Raw genomic sequence first — 22,597 nt, 5'->3', positions numbered from 1 at the left:
GTGCCCACACAGATTGTCTGATTAACTTGTTAAAGAGCGGGGCAACCGGGAAGTGGCTTCCGGGTTGCGAGGCTGCGTATCTTACGCTTTCCTCTGTCAGTGTCAAGCCTTATTTTTCAAGGCTTTTCACTTTGTCATCCCGACAGATTTGTGTGTTTGTCGTGACAACGGATGCGCATTATAGGGAGCTATCTGATTTACGCAAGCCTTTTTGTGATTTTTTTATCTGAATGTTCACAAACCAAACGAAAAGGCTATTTTTGCCTATTTTTTATCACATTTGGCAGGTCTGCCAGGCTATTAATAACCAAATCTGCGACATGTTCTGCTTCTTCTGTTACAGATTTTCCTGTACGAACAAGAATCTTGGTACCTACATCAGCTGCATTTGCTGCCAACATATCTTCTAATTTGTCTCCGATCATATAAGAGGCAGACATATCAATATGTAATTCTTTCTGTGCGTCAAGCAACATACCCGCTTGTGGTTTACGGCAATTACACTTCTTCTTATATGTTTCATCACTTGCTTCCGGGTGATGAGGACAATAATAGATACCATCGAGGTCAACACCCCGGTCTGCCAGTGACCAATCCATCCATTCTGTTAACTGCATAAATTGATCTTCTGTAAAGATTTTACGAGCAATACCCGACTGATTTGTTACCAAGACCAGTGCATAGCCCATTTTTTTCAATTCGAGCATGGATTCAATCACGCCATCAATAAATTGAAAATTATCTATTTCATGTACGTAACCATGATCGATGTTAATCGTGCCGTCACGATCTAAAAATACGGCGGGAATACCTTGAGTCACCTGATTGCTCCAAGAATGTACCAAGTAAACAGTATCGCATGATTTATTACTGAATGAGAATGTAGCATTTAATTTATTCCCAGTTGACTTAGACGTCTAGACGCCTTAACATCCACTTTAATTCATGACTTGTCGAAATGTTCTCAAGTCATTCATCTTTTGCATCTAATACATCTAATAAGAAAAAAATGATAAGACTGACTCAGATAGATAAGATATTTCAACAAGGAACGCGTTCAATCAAAGCGCTTTCAGATATCAATTTGCATGTTCCGCAAGGGCAAATCTATGGTGTCATAGGTTCTTCTGGTGCTGGGAAAAGTACTTTGATTCGCTGCGTAAACATGCTTGAACGTCCAACTTCAGGCCAAGTATTAGTTGATGGACAGGATCTTACCTCTCTTTCAGAGCGTGAATTAACTCGTGCACGTCGTCATATTGGCATGATTTTCCAACACTTTAATTTGCTGTCATCCAGAACTGTATTTGATAATGTTGCATTACCTTTAGAGTTGGATAACACATCAAAATCCGAAATAAAGAGCAGAGTTAACGAATTGCTGGAATTGGTTGGTCTTTCTGATAAGCATGATGCTTATCCTGCCAATTTGTCTGGTGGTCAGAAACAACGTGTTGCGATTGCCCGTGCTCTGGCAAGTTCTCCAAAGGTACTTCTGTGTGACGAAGCCACCAGCGCACTGGATCCAGCAACAACACGTTCTATTCTGGAGCTATTAAAAGATATTAACCGTCGTTTGGGTCTGACCATTCTTCTGATTACCCATGAAATGGATGTCGTTAAACGCATCTGTGATCAAGTTGCAGTAATCAGTGGTGGGCAATTGATCGAGCAAGATATTGTAAGCGCAATATTTTCTCATCCCAAAACGCCGGTTGCCCAAGAATTTATTAAATCTACGCTGCATCTGGATATTCCTGAAGATTATCTACAGAAATTACAACCAGAATCTGCACCTGATCGTAGTCCATTATTGAAACTGGAATTTACAGGTAAATCAGTTGATGCGCCTTTAATTTCAATGGCAGTTCGCCGCTTTAATATCGACATCAGTATCTTGAGTTCTCAAATGGATTACGCAGGTGGTGTTAAATTTGGAGTCATGTTGGCTGAGCTAGATGGGGAAAACGACAGTATCAAATCAACAATCGCGTTTTTAGAAGAGCATCATGTGAAAGTAGAGGTTCTCGGTTATGTCTGAAGGAATGATTTTATTATTAGCTAAAGGAGTCTGGGAAACCCTCGTAATGACTTTTGTCTCTGGTTTCTTTGGCTTTGTTATTGGATTGCCGGCTGGTGTGCTTTTATATGTTACTCGTCCAGGACAAGTTATTGAGAATGGAGCGCTTTATCGCATACTTTCTGCATTGGTAAATATCACTCGCTCGGTTCCATTCATTATTTTGCTGGTATGGATGATTCCATTCACCCGGCTGATTGTCGGAACGTCAATCGGCTTACAGGCTGCGATTGTTCCTCTAACGGTTGGAGCGGCACCTTTTATTGCCCGCATGGTAGAGAATGCTTTATTGGAAATTCCATCTGGATTAATCGAAGCAGCGCGTGCAATGGGTGCAACACCGTTCCAAATTGTCAAAAAGATCTTATTACCGGAAGCATTGCCAAGTTTGATCAATGCAGCAACAATTACTTTAATCACCTTAGTTGGCTATTCCGCAATGGGTGGGGCTGTTGGTGCCGGAGGTCTGGGTCAGATTGGTTATCAGTATGGTTACATCGGTTATGATGCGACTGTGATGAATACAGTGTTAGCTTTACTGGTTATTTTAGTGTTCTTGATCCAGTTAGGCGGTGACCATTTAGTCAAAGCGGTTAATCGCAAATAAAGTTATTTCAACAATAAAGGTGCTGGTAACAGCACCTATTAAAAACAGGGCTTATATTCTAAAGCCTCACTATAGCAGTACGTAGTAACTTGATAAGACAGGTTATAAATCAGTATTCAATAGGGGTAAAAATATGTCAGTGAAATTGAAATCCATTGCTGTAATAGGCGCATTATTAGGCACATTGGTTCTTGCAGGCTGTGGTCAAGAGCAAAGAGACCCAAATCACATTAAAGTTGGTGTTATTGTTGGACCAGAATTAAAAGTTGCTGAAGTTGCCAAACAAATAGCTAAAGATAAATATGGCCTTGATGTTGAGCTGACGACATTCAATGACTATGTTCTGCCAAATGAATCACTGAGCAAGGGAGATATTGATGTAAATATCTTCCAGCATAAACCGTACTTAGATCAGCAAGTAAAAGAACGTAACTACAAATTGGCTATCGTTGGTAACTCTTTTATCTACCCAATGGCTGCTTATTCTAAGAAAATTAAATCACTGGATGAGCTGAAAGATGGCTCCCAAATTGCCATACCAAACGATCCGACCAATCAGGGCCGCTCACTACTGTTACTGCAAAAACATGGTCTAATCACGTTGAAAGATGGCGTTGGTTTGCTGCCTACGATTCTGGACATTACCAGCAATCCTAAGCAATTAGATATCGTTCAACTGGAAGCACCGCAGCTGCCTCGCTCTTTGGATGATCAGAAGATTGCTCTGGCTCTCATCAATAATACCTATGCAGGGCAGATTGGTTTAACGCCAGAACAAGATGGTATCTTCGTTGAGGATAAAGATTCACCTTACGTGAATATCATCGTTAGCCGTGAAGACAACAAAGATGCTGAAAATGTGCAAAAATTCGTGAAAGCATTCCAATCACCAGAAGTAGAGCAAGAAGCACATAAAGTCTTCAAAGGCGGAGCAATAAAAGGCTGGTAATCTTTCATATTCAGTTAATTGAGATTAAAATTATCAGGCGGGTATTTTTATATCCGCCTATTTTTATTGGGGGACAGCAAGCGCTTTCATCGTAGTTTCAGACTCCAGCACCCACTCAATTACTGGCTCTATCAATATAAGGATTCAACTTGATGCGTGTGTTATCTATCTGTTTCATGGCTCTCTTTATAGTTGGGTGTACTTCATTACCAACTAAAACCAATAAGGCTGACATGCCGGATTCGAAGTTGAAACATCAGTCAGACAAGCAAAATAAGGCGTCCTCTTACGTTCGCCTGTACACCAAAACAGATGAGCTTTTAGGTTCACCATTTAAAGATTTAGGTGTTGTGTCCGGTGAGTCCTGCCGAAATACACTGCAAGATCGTCCAGCCAGTATCGCAACTGCACGACAAAATATGCTGGCAAAAGCAGCCAGTCTGAACGCTAATGCCGTCTTACTTCATCAATGTGCACTTTTATCTGGTCAGGGCTGCTACCAAATGGCCATTTGTGAAGGTTCAGCACTGTCGATAAACAATAAATAATTATTACCGAATCATTATTATCCAAAACACCCATGGCAGATTTCCATTTTACACAAATAGGCACCATTCATTCTCCCTATAAAGAGAAGTTTGCCATTCCCCGTCAACCGGGTTTGGTGGAAGATGGAACGGGGCAGCTAGAACTACTTACTCCCTATAATCAGGTTGATGCTGTACGCGGGCTGGAACAGTTCAGTCATTTATGGATTATTTTCGTTTTTCACCAAACCATGAATGGAGGTTGGAATTCATTAGTACGCCCACCCCGTTTGGGAGGAAATACTAAAATGGGTGTATTTGCTACCCGTTCAACCTTCCGCCCCAATCCAATTGGTATGTCATTGGTGGAATTGAAAGGTATTCAATGCAAGAACAATAGTGTCATTCTTGAGCTTGGTAGCTTAGATTTGGTAGATGGCACCCCAGTGATCGATATCAAACCCTACCTGCCTTTCGCTGAATCACGCTCAGAAGCCAAGGCTGGTTTTGCTCAAGATGCACCAGATGCAAACATGGACATTTACTTCTCTCCGGAAGCAGAATGCCAGCTTTTATCCCATCAGGCCGCTCATCCTCATTTGAAACGTTTTATCAGCCAAGTATTGGCTCAGGACCCTCGTCCTGCCTATCGCAAGAAAGAAAAAGAGAACAGAATATACGCAGTTCATCTCTTGGATTTCAATGTTCGTTGGCTAGTTCATGGCACCATGACAGAAGTGATTTCTATCGAACTCCGTTAAAACCCCTTTGGACATCGTAACCTCACTGGTAAACTAGCGGTTTATTTTATTTTCTGGGTTGGGCGGCATATCTTGCCGCCCAGAAGCAATTTGCTATCCAATGGAAACTTACTATGCGTACTAGCCAATATCTGCTCTCTACTTTAAAAGAGACGCCTGCTGATGCAGAAGTAGTCAGTCATAAACTGATGCTTCGTGCCGGAATGATCCGTAAACTCGCTTCAGGTCTTTACAACTGGATGCCGACAGGTGTCCGCGTATTGAAAAAAGTTGAAAACATTGTTCGTGAAGAGATGAATAATGCGGGAGCGGTTGAGGTTTCCATGCCGGTAGTTCAGCCAGCAGATTTGTGGCAGGAAAGCGGTCGTTGGGAACAATATGGTGCTGAATTACTTCGTTTTGTTGATCGTGGTGAGCGTCCTTTTGTTTTGGGACCAACTCATGAAGAAGTTATCACTGATTTGGTTCGCAACGAAATCACTTCATACAAACAGCTTCCATTGAATTTGTTCCAGATCCAGACCAAATTCCGTGACGAAGTTCGTCCACGCTTTGGCGTTATGCGTTCACGTGAATTCATTATGAAAGATGCTTACTCTTTCCATACTAGCCAAGAGTCTCTGCAAGAGACTTACGACAAAATGTACGATGCCTACAGCAAAATCTTTACCCGTATCGGGCTGGATTTCCGCGCGGTTCTGGCAGATACCGGTTCAATCGGTGGAAGTGCTTCCCACGAATTCCAAGTTCTGGCAGCCAGCGGTGAAGATGATATCGTGTTCTCTACCGAATCTAACTACGCAGCTAATATCGAATTGGCAGAAGCTATCATGCCATCTCATGAGCGTGCGGCTCCATCGGAAGAAATGCGTCTGGTCGATACACCAAACGCAAAAACTATTGCTGAACTGGTTGAACAATTCAACTTGCCGATTGAGAAAACCGTCAAGACTTTGATCGTTCACGCCACAGAAGAAAGCGGACACAAATTGGTTGCTCTGTTGGTACGTGGTGACCATGAACTGAACGAAATAAAAGCAGAAAAATTGCCTTTGGTAGCCAGCCCGCTGAATTTCGCTACTGAAGAAGAAATTCGTGCCATTGTGAAAGCTGGCCCAGGCTCTTTAGGCCCAGTAAACCTGCCTATGCCTGTTATTATTGACCGTAGTGTATCCGTCATGAGTGATTTCGGTGCCGGTGCCAATATCGATGACAAACATTACTTCGGTATTAACTGGGAGCGTGACTTAGCTCTGCCAGAAATTGCAGATATCCGTAATGTCATTGAAGGTGATACCAGCCCAGACGGTAAAGGAACACTGTTAATCAAACGTGGTATTGAAGTGGGGCATATCTTCCAGCTAGGTACTAAATACTCCGAAGCGCTGAAAGCAACCGTACAAAACGAGGATGGCCATAATCAAGTTGTCACTATGGGGTGTTATGGTATCGGTGTAACCCGTATCGTTGCTGCTGCCATCGAACAGAACCACGACGATCGTGGCATTATCTGGCCAAGTGCTATTGCTCCGTTCCAAGTAGCAATTCTGCCAATGAACATGCACAAATCTTACCGGGTGAAAGAAGTTACTGAGAAACTGTATGCTGACTTACGTACCAACGGTATTGATGTGATTTTTGATGATCGTAAAGAACGCCCGGGAGTTATGTTTGCTGATATGGAGCTGATCGGCGTACCACATACTCTGGTCATCGGTGATCGCAATCTGGACAACGATGAAATTGAATATAAATCCCGCCGTACTGGTGATAAGCAGATGCTGAAACTGGAAAACATTGTTGAATTCCTGAAAGGGCAAATTCAGCAAGCTTAATCTTGTTTGAGAATATTAACTCAGATTGACAAAAACCTGCGTACTCATGGCGCAGGTTTTTTATACGTAAGGTTATAACTTATTGTTTACTAATTCTTAGTACAAGAAGCTTTCTTATCAAAGCGGATTTTACCTGTTTGGATCACAGCATTATCAAATAATCCGTCTTCCATTGAAGGACGAAGTGTATAGTAGCCTTCTATTTCCACATAAGCCGGAATCCCTGCTTCTATTCTTGTCTTACTGTAGCCACGCTCCAAGTCGATATTTTCAGAAGCATCATAGAGTTTGCCAGTACGACATTCGGTAAAAATTGCAGAATCAGCAAAATAGCTATATTCTCCAACGAGTTTTTTTGGAATGACCTTTTCTAATTCATAATTAAATTGTGATTGGATTGGCTGGCCATTGATATCCAGCATGACCAGATTATCGTCCTTTATCTGATAATAAGATTTTTTACCATCTTGATTAGTCAAAACGACCTTTTTCCCCTGTATTACCCAATTTCCGGTATCAAAGAAAGTATTTTCCTCACTTTTGGCTTCCAGATAAGTCTGCCCTAATATATATGCCCCATCTTTACCAAGTTGTAAGGTGGTCTCAATACCTGAGCAATCTGCGCAAGGTACAACTCCGTTAAACACTTTCTCAGTTGGCAAAATCGTACCAAGAGAGGCAGTGTTGTTTTGTGTGCCAGAACTATCCTGTAACACAGGATAGTTCTGGCAACCAACCGCTGTGAATACCCCTACAGTTAGCAATGCAAGCAATATTTTTTTATTCATCATCATTTTGATCCAGTAAATTCAACAAATAACCCACTTTTATAACGTCCACTATCTATAAAACATGAGCGTTAAGTAACAAGATTGACGTTACTTTACCGTATTCCAAAATACACGGAGAGAAAAATCAAATATTATGGCTTCATTTCATTACACAATAAAAATCATAGGATTAACCTGCATCCCAATATTGAGGAAATTTTCACAGATTTATTCAGTAATCACAGAAAGTTTACTGTGCTATAGTCGTAGATAGCATTTTTTGTGTTTGAATTTGGTCAATCACGGGCGGCACAATCACCGCCACTAACATAGTGGTGAGCAAATATGTCTATAGATAACAAAGAATATCAACCAATTAACTGTGACGATTACGATAACCTTGAGCTAGCTTGCCAACGTCAACTGTATTTACATGTTCAATTGCGAGGTGATGAAGTATTTGAAGGAAAAGCTAATAGCTTGATTTTACGAAAAAAGGTTGAATATCTTCTCGTCGAGTCAAATGAAGGAACCCGTGAATTAAGGTTGGATCACATTATCAGTTTCAGCAATCCAGAAATTGGAACGATTGTTATTGAGCACTCTTCATTATGATAACAAATAACGGCTAGAACGCGCCGACGCAGGAAAAACCCTTTTATTATAAGGGTTTTTCCCTAAAAACAGTTTATTTTTGACTATAAATCAAACGCTTCCGTAATCCAGATTTATATTAATGAGCGGTTAATCCCATCATTCACCATGAGGCGAGATTTTCTTCCATTGCACTGAAAGTCCCATATCATCAGCCAGACTCTGGCCTTCTTTCGTGACAAAAACGCCCAATGCTGCAATCAGTTTCTCATCATAATAGAGCAGTGGTGTTCTCTCTCTGAGCCAAGGTGCAACGCCCAATTCCTGCCACAATTTTTTACTGTGACGGGAATGCTGTCGCCCCACAATGCTAATATTGCCTTGAACACCAAAACGAATAGTCACTTTCTCATTTTTATCTGGCATCCTGACTATAATGCCGTTCTCTTCAGAAAATATTAACGCTCCCAAACCATCTGGCAATACCAGTTTCCGTTCTATATCCCATTCAAGAACAGTACCCGCCAAAAGCTGATGCTGGGGAACCAGCCAAAGTTGCTGCCGATAGCGGCGAATATCATATCGCCCTAATCTAAAGCGAGGCTCTGCATCTTGCCGAGCGAGCGCCACTTCCGACCAAATTCGTTGAAGCTGGGCTCGCTCAGGCATTTTTACACCGCGTTGATTGAACCAGCGACGTAACAACGCATTTCTTTTAGCTTCTGAATAACTTTCTAAAGGAGGGATAGATATCGTACCTTCCAATGTGGTCAATGAACTTAATGACTCGCTCAGTAATTCATCCAGCAATTGCTCTTGTTCCCCACACAAGCTGGCGCTGCGGGAAACTGCTTGTGGGAAATAAGACCAACGCTGATTAAGCAACGGCATAATATGCAAGCGCAAAAAATTGCGATCATAGCGATCATCTTGGTTGCTATCATCTTCAACCCATTTCAATCCCTGTTCCTGTGCGTACTCTTCTAACTCCGCACGACTGGCATTCAGCAATGGCCGGATTAATGTCGTTCTGGCAAATGGCATACAAGAAGGCATAGAAGATAATCCCGCAGGGCCACTCCCACGTTTCAATGCCAATAAAAACGTTTCAGCCTGATCATCAAGATGTTGTGCCGTTATTAAAATCTCATCCTGCTGTAATGCTTGCTGGAAAGATTGATATCGAGCCTCTCGAGCAGCGGCTTCAATACCATTCTGGCGAATATCCAGATTCACTTTTTCAGTACAAAAATCAACTTTCCAATCAGCACATACCTGACTGCAATGATCAACCCAAAAATCCGCCTTGACGTTTAAACCATGATGAATATGCATTGCCCTCAACACTATCAGATCACGATCTGTTTGCGGGTATTCGTCACGTAAGCGAACCAGCAAATGCAGCAATACGGTGGAATCCAACCCACCGCTAAAACCAACCAAAATCTTTTTATGCTGCCCGATTTGTTCTGTCAGTGTCGTCAGAAGTGGCTCATAAGTATTTGCCATTATGGAATTGAACCTTTCTTCATGTTTACCAAATCAATCCTCAACCAAATCATCTTGCAGCTCATTCAGCTCAGAACTGTTCTTCTTAACTCTGAGACAAAGCATTCCAGAGATGATAACCAGACCCAAACCAATAATATAAGCAGGAACAAATGCATCACCAAAAAACAGAATAATCCACATCATGGATAAGATAGGTGATAAAAATAGTATTGATGCGATTTTATGGGAATCCGGGCTACTCATCGCTTTGAACCAAATGATGTAAGAGACTCCATTGAGTATGATTCCGTTAAGCAACGTTGGTATCAGTGAATCACCAACAGATAGGTTGATGCTGCTGAACGCTAATACAAACACGGCAGAAACTAATGTGGAAAAAGCAAACATCCAGAACGTACTGATATAGGGATCAATAGCGAATTGTCTCGATAATACAGACATCAGAGCAAAACAGAAGGCCCCACTAAATACCAGCAGCAATGCTTGGGGGTGCTCTACTGCAATCTCCGTAATATTACCTTTTGTGAAGGTAATCACGACAGCCATGAATCCTATTGCAATACCAATCATTTGTCTGATTGACAATCTTTCTTTGAATATAAAGAACGATAATCCAATAATCATTAACGGCCAACTATATTGAATCACCAAAACAGCAACACCATTCTCAATGGAGTAGCCATAGTACAGCAATAGATAGAAGAAGCAGTCTAAAGCACCTAAAATCGACACCTTAATCATAACCGGGAAAGGGATATATAATAGTTGTTTCCAGCTTCTGCCTATGATAAGAGCAACTACAAATACCGCTAAAACTGACAGGACATTTGACCAGAATAAATACTGGAAGTTATCCATCTCTTTCTGCCCAAAGCGCGCTATAGAAGGAATAAAACTCCAGATAAACACACAAGAAAATGCATAAATAATATATTTATATTTGGCCATAGAAAACTCAATTTATTATTTTAAAGTCTAGCCGATGAGGCACCCTATATCATCCCACTGTCATCATCCTACTATCAACAGGAATAATAATACCCGATGGATAAAGCGTGACAATTTCATCCCCCATAAATAATAAAACAGGCGGAAATACTGAAGAATTATGCCTCCTCAGCGCTTTCCACCTGTTATTAACACCATTGAAAATGGCATTGCATTTATACCCGTCGCCTTTCAACTTACAGCTTTGTTAGCTGCATCTCGAAATCCATTAATCCATTGGGTATATAAAAAATGGTTATCAATAAAACAGCCTTTAGAATTTACTTTCAAAAATTAGCAGTAACCGTATTGCATTAAGCGCTCATAACGACGATTCACTAATTCTTCATCATTCAGTTCACTCAATTCTGCAAGATCAGCCAACAATTGAGTTTTCAATGATTCCGCCACTTTCTCATAGTTACGGTGTGCCCCACCTAAAGGTTCTGGGATAACCATATCAATCAGCTTCAATTCTAGCAGTCGGGGAGCTGTATTTCCCATCGCTTCAGCAGCCAATGGTGCTTTATCAGCACTCTTCCATAAGATAGAAGCGCAGCCCTCTGGGGAAATAGTAGAAAACGTGCTGTATTGCAGCATATTTATTTTATCACCAACACTGAGTGCCAACGCACCACCGGAACCACCTTCACCGATAACAGTACAAATAATCGGTACAGAAAGACGGGACATTTCACGCAGGTTACGGGCAATCGCCTCTGACTGGCCACGCTCCTCAGCGCCCACGCCAGGGTACGCACCAGGAGTATCAATGAAAGTAATGATTGGCAATTTGAAACGCTCTGCCATTTCCATTAATCTCAAAGCTTTGCGATAACCTTCTGGTGATGGCATCCCAAAATTACGACGGATCTTCTCTTTTGTTTCACGCCCTTTCTGGTGGCCAATAATCATGACTGGACGACCATCAATGCGAGCCAACCCACCCACTATCGCCTTGTCATCAGCATAGGCACGATCACCAGACAATTCTTCAAAGTCAGTAAAAATGAGCTTAATATAATCCAGCGTATAGGGACGAAGAGGATGACGGGATAGCTGGGATATTTGCCATGCCCCCAAATCAGCAAAAATCTTGCGGGTCAGTTCGACGCTTTTCTCCCGCAAACGCTGGACTTCTTCATCCAGATTTATATCTAGCTTTTCATCTTGACGGCTAACTGCGGTGAGCGAATCAATTTTCGCTTCCAACTCGGCAATCGGCTGTTCAAAATTCAGAAAATTCAGACTCATAACGTTCCTATTTTAGTCAAATTCTAATTCTACCTGCTCGTTACCCAGCAGAGTTCGCAGATCTGTCAAAAGGGTATCCGTTGGTGTTACCCGCCATGTTGCACCGAATCGTAAACGGGCACGGGCATCTACCCGCTGGTAATAAAGATGAACCGGTATCGTCCCTGAACGATGTGGCTCCAATGCACCACGAAGACGGTTCAATAATTGTTCATCAATTTGCCTGTCTGACAAAGATATAGCAAGACCACGTGCAAATTTTTCACGTGCCTCACTGATATCCATCAATTCGCGGACCGTCATTTTAAGCCCACCGCTGAAGTCATCAAAGCTGACTTGCCCGGTAGCAATCAAAATTTTGTCCTGTTCCAGTAAATGCTGGTATCTTTCCAATGCATCAGAAAACAGCATGATTTCCAGCCGTCCTGAGCGATCATCAAGCGTACTGATACCAATCCGGTTGCCGCGCTTGGTCGTCAGTATCTTGGAAACCAATACCAAACCTACCACAGTCGTTGTCTGACCACGAGGTGTCGGGTTCACATCTTTTAGACGCATCCCATTTGTATATCGTTCAATCTCTTTTAAATAGCCGGTAATCGGGTGACCGGTTAAATACAGCCCCAGCGTTTCCCGTTCACCATCCAGAACAACCTGATCAGGCCATTTCGGTGTGCTGGCATATGAAAGTTCAACCTGTTCTGGTTTTTCAGCTAACACACCAAACATGTCTGTTTGACCAATGGCTTCAGCCTTGGCATGTTGGTCTGCTGCTTTTAATGCATCTTCCAGAGAAGACATCAGCGCTGCACGATGTGGACCCAGTCTGTCGAAAGCACCAGACATAATCAGCTTTTCCATCACACGGCGGTTTATCTTTTTGATATCAACCCGTGCGCACAAGTCGAAGAGTTCCTTGAAATGCCCTCCTTTCTTGCGCGCTTCAATCATGACTTCAATTGGCCCTTCGCCCACGCCCTTGATAGCACCAATGCCGTAAACTATTTCACCTTCGTCATTGACGTGGAAATGATACAAGCCACTGTTGATATCTGGCGGCAATACTTTAAGCCCCATACGCCAGCATTCATCCACCAGACCAACGACTTTTTCCGTGTTATCCATATCCGCCGTCATTACGGCTGCCATGAATTCTGCTGGATAGTGGGCTTTCAGCCATAAAGTCTGATACGAAACCAGCGCGTATGCTGCGGAGTGCGATTTGTTGAAGCCATAACCCGCGAATTTCTCCACCAAATCGAAGATTTTCATCGAGAGTTCGCCATCAACCCCTTGTTTTATCGAACCCTCTTCAAATACTGAACGCTGCTTGGCCATCTCCTCGGGCTTTTTTTTACCCATTGCACGACGAAGCATATCTGCGCCGCCGAGAGTATAGCCAGCCAAGACCTGCGCAATCTGCATCACCTGTTCCTGATACAAAATGATGCCGTACGTCGGTTCCAATACAGGTTTCAGAGACTCATGCTGCCATTCAACATCAGGGTAAGAAATCTCTTCCCGTCCGTGTTTACGGTCAATAAAGTTATCTACCATGCCTGATTGCAACGGCCCGGGGCGGAACAATGCCACCAATGCGATCATATCTTCAAAGCAGTCAGGACGCAGACGCTTGATCAGATCTTTCATTCCACGCGATTCGAGCTGAAATACGGCTGTGGTTTCAGAGCGTTGCAGCATATCGAAACTTCGCTGATCATCCAGCGGAATGGCCGCAATATCGATAGGCTCCAGATCTTTCGTGGTACGACGCGCATTAGCCATCTCAAGTGCCCAGTTGATGATGGTTAAGGTTCTCAGGCCAAGGAAGTCAAATTTAACCAGGCCCGCGTATTCCACGTCGTTCTTATCAAACTGGGTAACTGGATTTTGCCCTTCAGGATCGCAATAGATGGGCGCAAAGTCAGTGATTTTAGTAGGTGCAATAACAACACCACCGGCGTGTTTACCGGCGTTACGGGTAACACCTTCCAGCTTGCGCGCCATGTCAATCAGCGCCTTGACTTCTTCATCCGCTTCGTAAATTTCAGGCAGTTGCGGCTCCACTGCAAAAGCTTTTTCCAGCGTCATACCGGGATCAGGCGGCACCAGCTTTGATATCCGGTCAACAAACCCGTACGGGTGACCCAATACACGCCCAACATCACGGATAACCGCTTTTGCTGCCATTGTACCGAAGGTAATGATCTGCGATACCGCATCTCGCCCGTACATATCTGCTACATGATCAATCACCTGATCACGTTTCTCCATGCAGAAGTCGACGTCAAAATCAGGCATGGATACACGTTCAGGGTTAAGGAAACGTTCGAACAGCAGGTCGAATTCCAGAGGATCGAGATCAGTGATTTTTAAAGCGTAAGCAACTAAGGAGCCTGCACCTGAGCCACGCCCTGGTCCTACGGGAACACCGTTATCTTTCGACCATTTAATAAACTCCATCACGATCAGGAAGTAACCGGGGAACCCCATCTGATTGATAACTTTCAGCTCAATATCCAGACGATCATCATATTCCGCCCGCTTTTGCGCCCGAATTTCCGGATCGGGATAAAGAAATTGCAGACGTTCTTCCAAACCTTGTTGGGATTTTTCAACCAGAAAATCTTCCGTGCTCATATCTCCCGTTGGAAACTGCGGAAGAAAATATTCACCGAGACGGATCGTGATATTACAGCGTTTAGCAATTTCTACGCTATTTTGCAGTGCTTCAGGAATATCGGAGAAAAGCTCACACATCTCCTGTTCACTGCGCAGATATTGCTGAGAACTGTAATTTTTAGGACGTTTCGGATCAACCAGTGTATAACCGTCATGGATGGCAACTCTAATCTCATGCGCGTCAAAGTCTTCGCTTTCCAGAAAACAGACATCATTAGTTGCCACAACGGGCAGGTTTTTTTCTGCCGCTAGCTCCACCGCCGCATGAAGATAGTTTTCTTCATCCTGACGACCCGTACGGATTAGTTCAAGGTAATAGCTATCCGGGAAATGTTCTTGGTAAAAATTGAGGCACTGCTCCACCATCGCACGATTACCACGCAGCAGGAATTTCCCTACATCCCCCATGCGCCCACCGGATAACAGGATTAAGCCAACTTTGTATTTCTCCAGCCATTCCCGTTTGATGGTCGGCCCGACTGCACCATAGCCTTTTTGGTAGGCCTCTGAGATCAACAAGGCCAGATTTTGATAACCTTCATTATTACGTGCAAGAACCGTCAGATGGGCATACTCATCCCCCAACAAATCGCTTTCCACATAAAAATCAGCCCCAACAATCGGCTTGATGCCAGCGCCGTGGGCACTGCCATAAAATTTCACCAACCCGCACAGGTTGGTAAAATCTGTAATCGCAAAAGCTGGCATACCCAATCTGGCAACCTTTTTCACCAGTGGACCAGTTTTAGCCAAGCCATCAATCATTGAATAGTCGCTGTGAACACGTAAGTGCACAAAACGTGGTTCTGTCATAGTCTGCCCAGATTTTTATCCAAGACCTAACGCTCGTTTAACCGGCGCAAAACTTTTACGGTAATGTTCCGTGGCGCCAAGCAAAGCTAGCTTTTCGAGATGTAAGGCCGTCGGATAACCTTTATGTTTCGCAAAACCGTAATCAGGGAACTGTTTATCCAGTTCTGTCATTTCTCTGTCACGCGTGACTTTGGCAAGGATGGAAGCTGCACTTATTTCGGCAACCAGACTATCACCTTTAACCACCGCTTGCGTTGGCATCGCTAATGCCGGACAACGGTTGCCATCAATCAACACATAATCAGGCGTGATGACTAAACCAGCCACTGCCCGCTGCATGGCAAGCATCGTAGCGTGAAGAATATTGAGATGATCGATTTCTTCCGGCTCTGCCCGACCAAGACTCCAACACAGTGCTTTTTCTTTAATTTCCAAGTACAACGCTTCACGGCGTTTCTCCGTGAGTTTTTTCGAATCCATCAAGCCTGTGATTGGTTTAGCAGGATCAAGAATTACCGCCGCCGTAACGACGGCTCCTACTAATGGGCCACGCCCGACTTCATCAACACCGGCAATCAAATTCGCCTGAGGATAAACAAAATTCATTATCTTCTCGCTAATTCCAGAACGGCTTGAGCAGCCTGTTCATCGGCATCACAGCGAATGCTTTCATGCAAATGCATAAACGTTTTTTTCAACGCCTCCACATCATTGCCACCTTGCAGAAGAGGTAACAATGCCTCCGACAATGCCTGAGGTTCACATTCATCCTGTAATAACTCTTTGACTAATTCTTTCCCTGCCAGCAAGTTAGGTAGAGAAACATACGGTGTTTTCACTAAACGTTTTGCCAGCCAGAATGTAAAAGGTTTCATTCTATAGCCCACCACCATTGGGCTTTTGGCTAACATACACTCCAATGCTGCTGTACCGGATGCCAATAAAGTAGCATCACTGGCAATCATAGCCTCACGGGCTTTACCATCCAGTAAGTGAATGGGTAAATTCGGCGCAATTTCATCTTTGATTTTCTGAAACTGTTCATGTCGTTTAGCATTTACCAGAGGAACCAATACGTGCAAGTCTGGTAATTCATCTCGCAATAATTGTGCTGTTTTTAAGAAATCAGCACTCAGCATCTCTACTTCAGCATGACGGCTACCGGGCAGTATCGCCAGACAATGACTATCCAACGGCACTCCCAGAACCTCTCTGGCGGCTGCTTTATCCGTCCGCAGAGGCATCGCATCTGCCATAGTATGGCCAATGAACCGACATGGTACGTTAAACTGATCGTAAAATGCTTTTTCAAATGGTAAAAATGCTAATACCAAATCTGTAGCCCGACCGATTTTAAATACCCGTTTCTGACGCCACGCCCATACCGATGGACTGACATAATGGATCGTTTTGATCCCTTGGCGTTTAAGCCGACCTTCTAAAGTAATGTTAAAATCAGGCGCATCAATGCCAATAAATACATCCGGCTTCAACTCGGTAAAGCGTGCTGTTAAATCTTTGCGTATTTTCAACAGATGGGGCAAGCGCCCAAGCACTTCAACAATTCCCATAACAGCCAGCTCTTCCATTTCATACCAGGCTTCACAACCTTCCGCCTGCATAAGAGGACCGGCGACACCCACAAAACGGGCATCCGGAATTTTTGCTTTTAATGCGCGAATCAGCCCTGCCCCAAGAATATCGCCGGATGTTTCTCCAGCAACCAAACCAATTGTAAGCGGACGCTGATTGTTAATAGAAGAAATGGTAGCCAAAGGAGCATCCTTCATCTACTTAACGAATAATGCCACGGCTGGATTTTGCGGAATTCACCAGAAAATCACTGAATAATTTCACATGCAAGTTATCTTCCGCCAAGATATCGATCTCTTTTCTGGCTTCTTCTAATGATTTGCCACTGCGATAAAGCATTTTATAAGCATTGCGGATTGCATGCAGAGACTCTTTATTAAATCCACGGCGCTTCAAGCCTTCAATGTTCAAACCAAAAGGAGTGGCGTGATTTCCCTGTGCAATGACATATGGTGGCACATCTTGAGCAACACCAGAACAACCGCCGATCATAACATGGGAACCAATCTGGCAGAATTGATGGACAGCTGTCATGCCACCGATAATGACATAATCACCCAGAACCACATGCCCACCCAATGTGCCATTATTCGCAATGATACAACGATCACCGACAATACAGTCATGCGCAATATGAACATTGATCATCAACAAATTGTCACTGCCAATTTTGGTCAAACCACCACCCTGAACTGTACCACGATGGATAGAAACACTTTCACGGATGCGGTTACGATCACCAATTTCAACACGGGTCGGTTCACCCTGATATTTGAGATCCTGATTGACTTCACCGATGGAAGCAAACTGGTAGATCTGGTTATCGCGGCCAATTTTGGTGATGCCATTAACCACAACATGGGATTTCAGTTCAGTCCCCTCACCAATTTCAACTTGAGAACCGATATAGCAAAATGGGCCAATGTTCACATTGGCACCAATAACTGCACCTTCTTCAACAATAGAAGAAGGATGGATAACTGCGGTCTGATCAATCATGAATTAAGCCTCACGACGGCGAGCACACATCATTTCAGCTTCACAAGCTAATTCTCCATCGACTTTAGCCACACCCCTGAAACGTGCAACTCCTCGACGTTCTTTAATAAATTCAACTTCCATGATCATTTGATCACCAGGTAATACTGGACGTTTAAAGCGAGCCCCATCGATTGCTGCAAAATAATACAATTCACCCGGCTCTAGTGACCCAACGCTTTTAAATGCCAGAATACCAGTAGCCTGAGCCATTGCTTCAAGGATAAGTACACCCGGGAAAATCGGCTTACCTGGAAAATGCCCCTGAAAGAACGGTTCATTAAATGTTACGTTCTTAACTGCGCGCAAAAATTTACCTTCTTCAAAATCCAGAACACGGTCTACCAATAAAAATGGGTAGCGGTGAGGAAGTAAATTCAAAATTTCTTCAATTTGTAGAGTATGATTATTACTCATCTAAATACTCTTCCTGTCTATATAAGAATCATAGTATTAACGACACGGCCTGCGTTAACTCCGAATTCAGAGTTATCAGGCAGGCCGCAAAAATTAAAAACACAACCAAAAACGCTTAAGCAAAATTGTTAATGAAATTACTTATCCTCACTTCCCAATTGACGTTCCAGTGACTTCAATCGCTTATTCATTTCATTGATATTCTTGACTAAAGCCGCAGTCTTACGCCAGATTTTGTTCGGTTGTGATGGGATACCTGAAGAGTATATACCGGGTTCCGTAATTGAACGCACCACCATGGTCATACCAGTCACGGTCACTTTATCACAGATTTCCATGTGCCCATTAATGACACTCGCCCCGCCGATCATACAATAACGACCAACTTTCAGGCTACCCGCCATAATCACACCACCAGCTATTGCTGTATGGTCACCAATCGTTACGTTATGGGCGATCTGGCATTGGTTGTCTATGATAACACCATTACCAATAACTGTGTTATCCAACGCGCCACGGTCAATGGTTGTGCAAGCACCTATTTCAACTCGATCCCCGATGATTACAGTACCCAACTGTGGGATTTTAACCCAATTTCCGCGATCATTAGCATATCCAAAACCATCAGAACCTATAACACTTCCTGATTGGATTAAGCACGATTTACCGATTTCAACATTATGGTATACCGATATGTTGGCCCAGAGACGAGTATCTGCACCAATCCGTGCATTTTTGCCAATAAAGCAACCGACACCAATGATGACATTATCACCAAGAATAACACCAGATTCGATAACAGCATTTGCGCCAATCGCCACATTCTTGCCCAGAACCACATCGGGAGAAATGACTGCTGATAAATGGATATCTTGTGCGGGTTGTGGTGTTGCATCCATGATTTGCGCCATGTGTGCATACGTAAGATAAGGATTATCAACAATCAACGCTGCAACCTTACAGTGAGGAAGGTCTGCTTCACGCAATACAATAGCCGCAGCCTGACACTCAGCAAGCCTGTCATTATAACGACTATCGGATAAAAATGTAATTTGCTCACTATTTGCTGAATGCATTGGCGCAATGCCGGTGATGACAATATCGCCATCACCTTGCAACTGCGCATTCAACTGCTGAGCAAGGTCAGCCAATCGAATTGAAAACATTTACTTATTTAACCTGCTTCAATACTTCTGCGGTGATATCTTTACCAGATGCAGAATACACAGCGGCATTCGCATCAAGAACAAGATCGTAACCTTCTTTACCTGCAACCACTTTAACAGCATCCTGAATGCGGTTCAGGATTTTATTGCGTTCTTCCATCTGACGACGACGATTATCGTTCTCAAAAGCCTGTGCTTTCTGAGCAAATTCATCACGTTTTGCTACAACTTCTTTTTCTGATTTTTCGCGCTCGCTGGCTTTCATAGTTGAACCATCGCGCTGCAATTTCTGAATCTTGGTTTGCAAATCAGATTCCATGCGCTGCAATTCAGATGCACGGCCTTTAAATTCGTTATCCAACTGTTTTGCCACTGCTTCACGAGCTGGTAACTGTTGGAAAATTTCAGCAACGTTCACTAAAGCTATTTTATCTGCCGCCTGAGCACCCGCAGAGAACGCTAATGCCATACCTAGGCTTGCTGCACACAATACTTTTTTCACTATAAACTCCTTTGACCCACGCTATTTTTACAGATTAGAAGACTTAATATCGCCCTACCTAATGATAGATAATAGGACGCTTTTTTTACCAAGAACGGTTAATAATTACCACGTTCCGCCAATATTAAACTGGAATTGCTCCGATCTATCACCCGCATACTCCTTGATTGGCCTCGCATAAGAGAAGCTCAATGGCCCTAACGGTGACAACCATTGCAGAGCAATACCGGCCGAAACACGGATATTATTTGGCTTGCTGTAGTCAGGCATCCCAGCGTAAGTCTTAGTCCAATTGGTATCCCATACCGTTCCCGCATCTACAAACACAGAAGTCCGAACGGAATTAGAATATTTCGCATCAAGGAACGGAGTTGGTGTAATCAGTTCAAAACTGGCAACCGCTACCGCGTTCCCGCCCACGGCATCACGAGATGGGCTGTTTTTCTCTGGTTTTCCTTCCTTGTTCAAATAAATAGCCTTAGGCCCGATATTATTCGAACGGAAGCCACGAACGCTGCTGGAACCACCAGCGTAGAAGTTTTCATAGAATGGCATTTCTTTGCCACCTAAACCACCACCATAGCCCAGACGAGTACGCCCCGCCAGCACCCATGAACGATCGTCATCCAGAGGATAGTAACCTGCAGAGTTCCAGGTGACTTTATAGAATTGGTTATTTGAACCAGGAATTGTCACTTTCGTATCCAGCGATGATCTTAAGCCAGAAGTCGGGAAGAAACCACGATCGAGATTGTTGTAATTCCATCCCACCGTCATCGTGAAATCGTTGGAATCAAATTTGGCTTTATCATCAAGTCCCGGATTTTTGCCCATTTTATATAAATAACGCCACATTGCGACCTGTGGGCGCATGTTAGACAGGGAGTTATGCGCATAGCCCAGTCTCAAATTCAAGGCATTATTTTCATTCAGTGGGAAACCAAACAATCCCTCAGCACCATATCCTTTGTTGGTATAGTTTGAAAGATCAGCATCATTGGCACGGAAATCATTATAGAACATCCGACCACCCAGACTTACACCATTAACAGTAAAGTAAGGGTTGGTTAAGGATAAATCAGCCGACTTTGAATAGTCATTCTTAGTAGCACTGATAGCCACGGAATTACCAGTCCCCAACCAGTTGTCCTGCTGGACACCAACCTGAAAGCTCATGCCACTTTCTGTACCAAAACCAACGCTAAAGTTCATAGAGCCGGTATTGCGCTCTTTAACTTTATAGACCACATCAACTTGGTCTGGGCTACCCGAGACACGTTCGGTATCCACATCAACAGATTCAAAATAACCGAGCCGATTTAAACGTTCTTTACCCTGTTCAACCAGATCACTACCCAGCCACGCCCCTTCCATCTGGCGCATTTCACGGCGTAGTACCATATCCTTGCTGACATCGTTTCCTGAAAAACGAATTTTACGCACATAGAAACGGTTGCCTGCATCAACATTTACATGCAGCTTAACCATTTTATCGGCATCATCAATTTCAGGTTGTGTCATCACTCGGGGATAAGCATAAGCATAACGACCGAGCAGATTTTTGATGGCGGCTTCCATCCTTGTCACTTCAGCACCGTTATAGAGTGAACCCGGCTCAATTTTGGTCAGTTCTTCTATTTGTGACTGATAGCCTGCCAAGTTACCGTTCAAATCAACACCTGCAATTTTATATTGATCGCCTTCGGTGATATTAACGGTGATATAGATGCCTTTTTTGTCCGGTGTCAGATTGACTTGAGTCGAATCTATATTGAAACGGGCATAGCCTCGATCAAGATAGAAGCTGCGCAGGGTTTCAAGATCACCTGCCAATTTTTGTTTCTGGTATTTCTGGTCAGCCGTCATGTTCCACCAAGGAACGTCGTCCCTGAGTTGGAAATGATTAAGTAGCCCATTGGTAGGAAAGGCTTTATTGCCAACAATATTAATTTGCTGGATCTTGGCAGAAACCCCTTCTGAAAAAACAAGCCTTAAGTCAACACGGTTGCGAGGTAGTGGAGTAACAACAGCTTTCACTGTCGCGTTGTATTTACCAACGCTGTAGTAAAAATCTTCCAGCCCTTTTTCAATATTCGACAGCATGGTGCGGTCAAGGGCTTCACCAACACGAACACGAGAGGCTTCAAGGTTCTGCTTGAGCATGTCATCTTTCACCGATTTGTTACCGGAGAAAGTGATGCTGGCGATGGTTGGCCGTTCTTTTACCTGGACAACAAGTGAATTGCCATCACGCAGGACACGAACATCTTCGAAATTTCCAGTCGCAAATAGTGCGTGGATCGTGCGACTAACATCTTCATCGCTGACTGAGTCACCTATGCGAATTGGCATGTTCAGTAATGCTGCACCAACGGTGACACGTTGAAGCCCCTCGAAATGAATGTCCTGAACCACGAATCCGTCTGAACCGTATGCAGTGGCGCTGCCGAACAGCAGCGACGCTATGAGCAACTTTTTCATCGCCATCGTTGTTATGCGTTTTCCTAACC

At 43.6% G+C, this 22,597-nt stretch carries 20 protein-coding genes; 7 read left to right on the top strand and 13 right to left on the bottom strand.

The window, feature by feature from the left end; all coding sequences use genetic code 11:
• Positions 1 to 254 precede the first annotated feature (254 nt).
• The gene (gmhB, locus tag AC5JQI_RS03255; protein ID WP_493913716.1) at positions 255 to 821 is read right to left on the bottom strand and encodes a D-glycero-beta-D-manno-heptose 1,7-bisphosphate 7-phosphatase; all 567 of its coding nucleotides are present in this window, start codon (positions 819 to 821) and stop codon (positions 255 to 257) included.
• 188 nt (positions 822 to 1,009) lie between these two features.
• Here gmhB and metN point away from each other — a divergent pair, with 188 nt between their 5' ends.
• From metN to proS, 6 genes are all read left to right on the top strand, one after another.
• Positions 1,010 to 2,041: a methionine ABC transporter ATP-binding protein MetN gene (gene metN, locus AC5JQI_RS03250; RefSeq protein WP_092554248.1), complete on the top strand. Its 1,032-nt coding sequence runs from the start codon at positions 1,010 to 1,012 to the stop codon at positions 2,039 to 2,041.
• Positions 2,034 to 2,687: a methionine ABC transporter permease MetI gene (locus AC5JQI_RS03245; RefSeq protein ID WP_237385867.1), complete on the top strand. Its 654-nt coding sequence runs from the start codon at positions 2,034 to 2,036 to the stop codon at positions 2,685 to 2,687. Before metN ends, AC5JQI_RS03245 begins: the two co-directional genes overlap by 8 nt.
• A 133-nt stretch (positions 2,688 to 2,820) precedes the next feature.
• Entirely contained in the window at positions 2,821 to 3,636 is an 816-nt protein-coding gene (locus tag AC5JQI_RS03240) for a MetQ/NlpA family lipoprotein (RefSeq protein ID WP_237385868.1), read from the top strand.
• Positions 3,637 to 3,788: 152 nt separating this feature from the next.
• Positions 3,789 to 4,184 (top strand): Rcs stress response system protein RcsF, encoded by a 396-nt coding sequence (rcsF, locus tag AC5JQI_RS03235; RefSeq protein WP_493913715.1) that lies wholly within the window; start codon positions 3,789 to 3,791, stop codon positions 4,182 to 4,184.
• Positions 4,185 to 4,216: 32 nt separating this feature from the next.
• On the top strand, positions 4,217 to 4,924 hold the full coding sequence (gene tsaA / locus AC5JQI_RS03230; RefSeq protein WP_493913714.1) for a tRNA (N6-threonylcarbamoyladenosine(37)-N6)-methyltransferase TrmO: 708 nt from the start codon (positions 4,217 to 4,219) through the stop codon (positions 4,922 to 4,924).
• A gap of 113 nt (positions 4,925 to 5,037) precedes the next feature.
• Positions 5,038 to 6,759: a proline--tRNA ligase gene (gene proS / locus AC5JQI_RS03225; protein WP_493913713.1), complete on the top strand. Its 1,722-nt coding sequence runs from the start codon at positions 5,038 to 5,040 to the stop codon at positions 6,757 to 6,759.
• Positions 6,760 to 6,848: 89 nt separating this feature from the next.
• On the opposite strand, the gene nlpE is transcribed toward proS, so the two are convergent.
• Complete coding sequence (gene nlpE, locus AC5JQI_RS03220; protein ID WP_493913712.1) at positions 6,849 to 7,553, bottom strand: envelope stress response activation lipoprotein NlpE; 705 nt, start codon at positions 7,551 to 7,553, stop codon at positions 6,849 to 6,851.
• Positions 7,554 to 7,874: 321 nt separating this feature from the next.
• Here nlpE and rof point away from each other — a divergent pair, with 321 nt between their 5' ends.
• Positions 7,875 to 8,144, top strand: a complete 270-nt coding sequence (gene rof, locus AC5JQI_RS03215) for a Rho-binding antiterminator (protein ID WP_237385873.1) — start codon at positions 7,875 to 7,877, stop codon at positions 8,142 to 8,144.
• Between the two features lie 138 nt (positions 8,145 to 8,282).
• Here rof and tilS read toward each other — a convergent pair whose 3' ends face one another.
• The 11 genes from tilS to bamA form a co-directional block, all read right to left on the bottom strand.
• Positions 8,283 to 9,632, bottom strand: a complete 1,350-nt coding sequence (gene tilS / locus AC5JQI_RS03210; protein ID WP_493913711.1) for a tRNA lysidine(34) synthetase TilS — start codon at positions 9,630 to 9,632, stop codon at positions 8,283 to 8,285.
• A gap of 33 nt (positions 9,633 to 9,665) precedes the next feature.
• Positions 9,666 to 10,583 (bottom strand): DMT family transporter, encoded by a 918-nt coding sequence (locus AC5JQI_RS03205; RefSeq protein ID WP_493913710.1) that lies wholly within the window; start codon positions 10,581 to 10,583, stop codon positions 9,666 to 9,668.
• A gap of 333 nt (positions 10,584 to 10,916) precedes the next feature.
• A complete protein-coding gene (accA, locus tag AC5JQI_RS03200) occupies positions 10,917 to 11,876 on the bottom strand; it encodes an acetyl-CoA carboxylase carboxyl transferase subunit alpha (RefSeq protein WP_237385876.1) in 960 nt (319 codons plus the stop codon).
• 12 nt (positions 11,877 to 11,888) lie between these two features.
• Positions 11,889 to 15,371 carry a DNA polymerase III subunit alpha gene (dnaE, locus tag AC5JQI_RS03195; protein WP_493913709.1) on the bottom strand — a complete coding sequence of 1,161 codons (3,483 nt, stop codon included), beginning with the start codon at positions 15,369 to 15,371 and terminating at the stop codon, positions 11,889 to 11,891.
• A gap of 15 nt (positions 15,372 to 15,386) precedes the next feature.
• Entirely contained in the window at positions 15,387 to 15,977 is a 591-nt protein-coding gene (rnhB, locus tag AC5JQI_RS03190; RefSeq protein ID WP_237385878.1) for a ribonuclease HII, read from the bottom strand.
• The gene (gene lpxB / locus AC5JQI_RS03185) at positions 15,977 to 17,161 is read right to left on the bottom strand and encodes a lipid-A-disaccharide synthase (RefSeq protein ID WP_493913708.1); all 1,185 of its coding nucleotides are present in this window, start codon (positions 17,159 to 17,161) and stop codon (positions 15,977 to 15,979) included. Before lpxB ends, rnhB begins: the two co-directional genes overlap by 1 nt.
• Before the next feature lie 4 nt (positions 17,162 to 17,165).
• On the bottom strand, positions 17,166 to 17,963 hold the full coding sequence (gene lpxA, locus AC5JQI_RS03180) for an acyl-ACP--UDP-N-acetylglucosamine O-acyltransferase (RefSeq protein WP_237385880.1): 798 nt from the start codon (positions 17,961 to 17,963) through the stop codon (positions 17,166 to 17,168).
• A gap of 3 nt (positions 17,964 to 17,966) precedes the next feature.
• On the bottom strand, positions 17,967 to 18,419 hold the full coding sequence (gene fabZ / locus AC5JQI_RS03175) for a 3-hydroxyacyl-ACP dehydratase FabZ (protein WP_237385881.1): 453 nt from the start codon (positions 18,417 to 18,419) through the stop codon (positions 17,967 to 17,969).
• A gap of 137 nt (positions 18,420 to 18,556) precedes the next feature.
• Positions 18,557 to 19,585 (bottom strand): UDP-3-O-(3-hydroxymyristoyl)glucosamine N-acyltransferase, encoded by a 1,029-nt coding sequence (gene lpxD / locus AC5JQI_RS03170; protein WP_493913707.1) that lies wholly within the window; start codon positions 19,583 to 19,585, stop codon positions 18,557 to 18,559.
• A 4-nt stretch (positions 19,586 to 19,589) separates the two neighbouring features.
• Positions 19,590 to 20,087, bottom strand: a complete 498-nt coding sequence (gene skp, locus AC5JQI_RS03165; protein WP_493913706.1) for a molecular chaperone Skp — start codon at positions 20,085 to 20,087, stop codon at positions 19,590 to 19,592.
• Between the two features lie 105 nt (positions 20,088 to 20,192).
• Complete coding sequence (gene bamA / locus AC5JQI_RS03160) at positions 20,193 to 22,574, bottom strand: outer membrane protein assembly factor BamA (RefSeq protein WP_493913705.1); 2,382 nt, start codon at positions 22,572 to 22,574, stop codon at positions 20,193 to 20,195.
• Positions 22,575 to 22,597: the final 23 nt, after the last annotated feature.

The organism is Xenorhabdus sp. XBWT (assembly GCF_059072735.1).
Note: the sequence above shows the minus strand (reverse complement) of the source record. Positions and strands in the feature narration are given on the sequence as shown.

Bases quoted from the DNA above. Each gene is read 5' to 3' on its own strand.
- AC5JQI_RS03245 (WP_237385867.1), top strand. From the start codon at position 2,034: ATGTCTGAAGGAATGATTTTATTATTAGCTAAAGGAGTCTGGGAAACC.
- tilS (WP_493913711.1), bottom strand. From the start codon at position 9,632: ATGGCAAATACTTATGAGCCACTTCTGACGACACTGACAGAACAAATC.
- AC5JQI_RS03240 (WP_237385868.1), top strand. From the start codon at position 2,821: ATGTCAGTGAAATTGAAATCCATTGCTGTAATAGGCGCATTATTAGGC.
- rcsF (WP_493913715.1), top strand. From the start codon at position 3,789: ATGCGTGTGTTATCTATCTGTTTCATGGCTCTCTTTATAGTTGGGTGT.
- bamA (WP_493913705.1), bottom strand. From the start codon at position 22,574: ATGGCGATGAAAAAGTTGCTCATAGCGTCGCTGCTGTTCGGCAGCGCC.
- fabZ (WP_237385881.1), bottom strand. From the start codon at position 18,419: ATGAGTAATAATCATACTCTACAAATTGAAGAAATTTTGAATTTACTT.
- AC5JQI_RS03205 (WP_493913710.1), bottom strand. From the start codon at position 10,583: ATGGCCAAATATAAATATATTATTTATGCATTTTCTTGTGTGTTTATC.
- lpxB (WP_493913708.1), bottom strand. From the start codon at position 17,161: ATGAAGGATGCTCCTTTGGCTACCATTTCTTCTATTAACAATCAGCGT.
- rof (WP_237385873.1), top strand. From the start codon at position 7,875: ATGTCTATAGATAACAAAGAATATCAACCAATTAACTGTGACGATTAC.
- rnhB (WP_237385878.1), bottom strand. From the start codon at position 15,977: ATGAATTTTGTTTATCCTCAGGCGAATTTGATTGCCGGTGTTGATGAA.
- lpxA (WP_237385880.1), bottom strand. From the start codon at position 17,963: ATGATTGATCAGACCGCAGTTATCCATCCTTCTTCTATTGTTGAAGAA.
- nlpE (WP_493913712.1), bottom strand. From the start codon at position 7,553: ATGATGATGAATAAAAAAATATTGCTTGCATTGCTAACTGTAGGGGTA.
- tsaA (WP_493913714.1), top strand. From the start codon at position 4,217: ATGGCAGATTTCCATTTTACACAAATAGGCACCATTCATTCTCCCTAT.
- dnaE (WP_493913709.1), bottom strand. From the start codon at position 15,371: ATGACAGAACCACGTTTTGTGCACTTACGTGTTCACAGCGACTATTCA.
- metN (WP_092554248.1), top strand. From the start codon at position 1,010: ATGATAAGACTGACTCAGATAGATAAGATATTTCAACAAGGAACGCGT.
- proS (WP_493913713.1), top strand. From the start codon at position 5,038: ATGCGTACTAGCCAATATCTGCTCTCTACTTTAAAAGAGACGCCTGCT.
- lpxD (WP_493913707.1), bottom strand. From the start codon at position 19,585: ATGTTTTCAATTCGATTGGCTGACCTTGCTCAGCAGTTGAATGCGCAG.
- accA (WP_237385876.1), bottom strand. From the start codon at position 11,876: ATGAGTCTGAATTTTCTGAATTTTGAACAGCCGATTGCCGAGTTGGAA.